This window comes from Eggerthella sp. (genome assembly GCF_048329335.1).
In the GTDB taxonomy this organism is placed as follows: domain Bacteria; phylum Actinomycetota; class Coriobacteriia; order Coriobacteriales; family Eggerthellaceae; genus Eggerthella; species Eggerthella lenta.
Genome location: NZ_DBFEGU010000364.1, coordinates 1 through 3,730, shown reverse-complemented (window position 1 = coordinate 3,730; position 3,730 = coordinate 1). Strand labels below are relative to the sequence as shown.

General features: G+C 65.8%; 4 protein-coding genes. 1 reads left to right on the top strand and 3 read right to left on the bottom strand.

Translation table 11 applies throughout. From position 1 onward, the window contains the following. Positions 1–236: 236 nt before the first annotated feature. On the bottom strand, positions 237–521 hold the full coding sequence (locus ACMO6A_RS11355; protein ID WP_009608652.1) for a hypothetical protein: 285 nt from the start codon (positions 519–521) through the stop codon (positions 237–239). Positions 522–645: 124 nt separating this feature from the next. Between ACMO6A_RS11355 and lexA the strand changes: the two genes are divergently transcribed. Beyond that, complete coding sequence (gene lexA / locus ACMO6A_RS11350; RefSeq protein WP_009307021.1) at positions 646–1,284, top strand: transcriptional repressor LexA; 639 nt, start codon at positions 646–648, stop codon at positions 1,282–1,284. A gap of 233 nt (positions 1,285–1,517) precedes the next feature. Here the strand turns inward: lexA and hflX are convergent, their stop codons facing one another. Both hflX and miaA read right to left on the bottom strand, forming a co-directional pair. Further along, entirely contained in the window at positions 1,518–2,828 is a 1,311-nt protein-coding gene (gene hflX / locus ACMO6A_RS11345; RefSeq protein WP_009608635.1) for a GTPase HflX, read from the bottom strand. Positions 2,829–3,021: 193 nt separating this feature from the next. Next, the coding region (gene miaA, locus ACMO6A_RS11340; RefSeq protein WP_418471284.1) for a tRNA (adenosine(37)-N6)-dimethylallyltransferase MiaA at positions 3,022–3,730 on the bottom strand (709 nt) is incomplete at its 5' end.

The following is a 3,730-nucleotide window of genomic DNA, read 5'->3' as shown; positions in this document are numbered from 1 at the left end:
GTGAAAAAGGGCTTTCGTTATCGCTTCATGTTCCGTTTCTCCTTCGCGAAGCGCCCGTCCGCATGAGGATGCGTCGGCGCGGCATGATTGGCTGCTCGCCCGAGTCTAGCACGCCGCAAGCGGCGCGTAAACCCCCGAACGGACGCGCCTCCGGGGTGGCGGAGGCGCTACGCAGCCGCAGAAACGCAGCATCTGCGGGTTATGGAACGGCCGCGCGGGGCCGGGAAAGGTCTCGGCTAGAACCCTGCGAACAGGCTGGCGAGTGCGAGCGCCGCGAACACGCATCCGCCGACGACCGCCTGCCAGCGCTGCACTCGGCCGAACGCCACGCCTTGCGCCGAACCCGTGCGCACGGCCGAAACGATGGAGGCGCCGTCGCGGACGGCGCGCACGTCGCGGTCGGGCAGAACCGCATGCTGGGGGAACGCTATGATGCGGGCGCGTCGAGCAGGCGCCGAATCGAGCTTCGGTTGAAGGGCCGACGTTCCCTCGACGGGACAGTTCATCTCAAAATTCTTCATTTTGTGGCCTCCTGCTCTTGCGTAGAACCTTTGTTCGCGTATATAATAGGTCGAACAAAGGTTCATGTCAATAGAAATTTCATACATTTGTTCGATAGGCGTAGAGGCGACGAAAGGATTACCTATGGCCGAGAAAGTGACGAAGCGCCAGCAAGCGGTGCTCGACTGCATCGAGGAGTGCATTCGGGAGAAGGGATACGGCCCGACCGTGCGCGAGGTCTGCCAGAGCCTCGGCCTCTCCTCCCCCTCCACCGTGCACGTGCACTTGAAGGCGCTCGAGGAGAAGGGCCTCATCAAGCGCGATCCGCTCAAGTCGCGCTCCATCGCCCTCACCTACCAGCTCGAGGACGCCGCGCTGGCCACCAACGTGGTGCAGCCCAGCTTCAGCAACATCGTGAACGTGCCCCTCGTGGGCAACGTGGCCGCCGGCTCCCCCATCCTCGCCGAGGAGAACATCACCGACACCCTGTCGCTTCCCACCGAGATCGTGGGCGACGCCCCGTCGTTCTTGCTCTCCGTGCGCGGCGAGAGCATGATCGAGGCGGGCATCAATGACGGCGACTACGTCGTGGTCAAGGAGCAGCCCGTGGCGAACAACGGCGACATCGTCGTGGCCATCATCGACGACGGGGCCACGGTGAAGCGCTTCTTCAAGGAAAGCGACCATATCCGCTTGCAGCCGGAGAACTCCACGATGGATCCCATCATCACCACCGACTGCGCCATCGCCGGCAAGGTGGTCGCGGTCTTCCGCCGCCTGTAGCGGCGAACCGCACGCTGGTCGTCAGCTTGATCGAACCGCGAAGCCCTGCCGCAATCCGACCGCTTCGGCAGGGCTTTTCCGGCTTTTCCGAACGTGCCGCTGCGCCGGTTCCCGCTTTCGCCGTCCGATAAGGCGCCGCCGCAGACCGACCGCAAGAACGAAGCGCCTACCCTGCGACGAAGCGAGCCGCCCCGGGTCGATGCCCGGGGCGGCTCGCTTACCTTAGAGTTACTCTAATCGACCGTGTAAGGACGGAACATGCTCGCGAACGAAGGAGCCGCCAGCATGACGATGCGCGTGCCCTGCTCCTCATGGGTTTCCGACAGGATGTGGCATCTTTCGTGCGCCACCGACACGAGGTCGCCGCGGTTGTAGGGAATCAGCACGTCGAGATGCTCGTCTTGCGCCGAGGCGACGCGGGCAACGTGCTCCACGAGCTCGCCTACGCCCTCCCCCGTCGCCGCCGATACGAACTGAGCCTGCGGATGGCGCGCTTTAAGGGCGCCGAGGCGCTCCTCGCCGAGCAGGTCGCACTTGTTGAACACGAGCACGCGCGACAGGTCCTGCGCGTGTATCTGCCCGAGCACGTCCTCGACGGCCGCGATCTGCGCCTCGTACTCGTCCGACGAGGCATCCACCACGTGCAGCACGAGGTCGGCGCCCGTGATTTCGTCGAGCGTCGATTTGAACGCCTCGATGAGCGTGGTCGGAAGCTTCTGGATGAACCCGACCGTGTCGGTGACGGTGATCTCGCGGCCCTCGGGAAGCTCGAACTTGCGCGTGGTGGAGTCGAGCGTGGCGAACAGCTTGTCGTACGCCAGCACGTCCGCATTCGTCAGCCGGTTGAGCAGGCTCGACTTGCCGGCGTTCGTGTAGCCGGCCAGCGCCACCTTGAACATGCCGCTTTCGTAACGGCTCTCGCGCTGGACGGCGCGCACCTCGGCCAGATGCTTGAGCTCGCGCTTGATGGACGTGATGCGCTTGCGCACCATGCGGCGGTCGACCTCGAGCTGGCTCTCGCCTTCGCCGAAGCGCGATCCCACGCCGCCGCCCATGCGGTTGGAGGCCAGGTGGGCCCACATGCCGCGCAAGCGCGGCAGCAGGTACTCGTTCTGGGCGAGCCGCACCTGCAGCCGGCCCTCCTTGCTGGTGGCGTGCAGGGCGAAGATGTCGAGGATGAGCGCCGTACGGTCGATGACCTTCACGTCGCGGCCCATCGCCTTCTCGAGGTTCGCCTGCTGGGAGGGCGTCAGCTCGTCGTCGAACACGACGAGGTCGGCCGCGTGGGCGCGCGCAAGCTCGGCCACTTCTTCGGCCTTGCCCGTGCCCACGAACGTACGCGGATTGGGCGCGTCGAGCTTCTGCGTGGTGGTGGCCACCGCGTCGGCGCCTGCCGTATCCACGAGGCGCTCGAGCTCGGCGAGCGACGATGCCAGCGGCCACGTGGAGCCGGGGCGATCCACGCCGACGAGCACGGCGCGCTCGCGGCGCTCTTCGGAGATCGGGGTCATGCCCCGCGTGATGACTGATTCGAATTCCGTCATGGATCCAACCTTTCGATGCAGAGACGAGCACGCCGGCATCGGCGTGCGAAGACAGTCGGAAGCGGCGGCGAGCCGCTAGAGAAACGCGTGCGCTGTCTGCATGATAGGTGCTCCGATCTTGAACGGTTCGACGGCAGGAGTGTGCCCGTGGCTTCGTATCATATCACAAGCGTTCCTTCGTCTGGAGAAACCGTCAGGCAACGCCGTCATCAAGCAGCTCGAGCGCTTCTTCGACGAGCGACGGAATATCGCGCGACGTCGCATCGAGCCACCGGATACGCGCGTCCTTGCGGAACCAGGTGCGCTGCCGCTTCGCGTAGCGGCGCGTGGCCAGCTTGATCCGCTCCACAGCCTCGTCAAGAGAGATGAACCCGTCGAGAGCCTCCACGATCTCCTTGTACCCGATAGCCTGCGGCGCCGTCACGCCTTCGCGAAAGCCCCTGTCGAGCAGCCCTTCCACTTCCGCCACGAGACCCGTCTCCACCATGGCGTCCACCCGCGCGTCGATGCGCGCGCGCAGCACGTCGGGATCCACCGCCATGCCGAAGAAGACGGCCGGAACCAACTGCGGGATGTGAGCGAGCTTGGCGCGCTGTTCGGCGTAGGTCGTGCCCTCCTCTAGCAGCTCGAAGGCGCGCACGACGCGCTTGACGTCGGCGGGCGGGATGACGGAGGCGCTGGCCTCGTCGCGCGCCGCCAGCAGCTTCCACAGCGCCTCGGCGCCCTGCTCGCGCGCCAGGGCCTGGTAGCGTTCGCGAACGGGGTTTCCCACCTGCTCGCCTGCGGGAAAGTCGTAGTCGTCGACGGCTGCGCGCACGTAGAAACCGGTACCGCCGGCCAGCACGCAGCGGTTGCCGCGCGCGTCGATGGCACGGAAGCGATCGCGCGCATAGTTCTGGAAC

Excerpts from the sequence above, each read along its gene's own strand:
- hflX (WP_009608635.1), bottom strand. The coding sequence starts at position 2,828 with ATGACGGAATTCGAATCAGTCATCACGCGGGGCATGACCCCGATCTCC.
- ACMO6A_RS11355 (WP_009608652.1), bottom strand. The coding sequence starts at position 521 with ATGAAGAATTTTGAGATGAACTGTCCCGTCGAGGGAACGTCGGCCCTT.
- lexA (WP_009307021.1), top strand. The coding sequence starts at position 646 with ATGGCCGAGAAAGTGACGAAGCGCCAGCAAGCGGTGCTCGACTGCATC.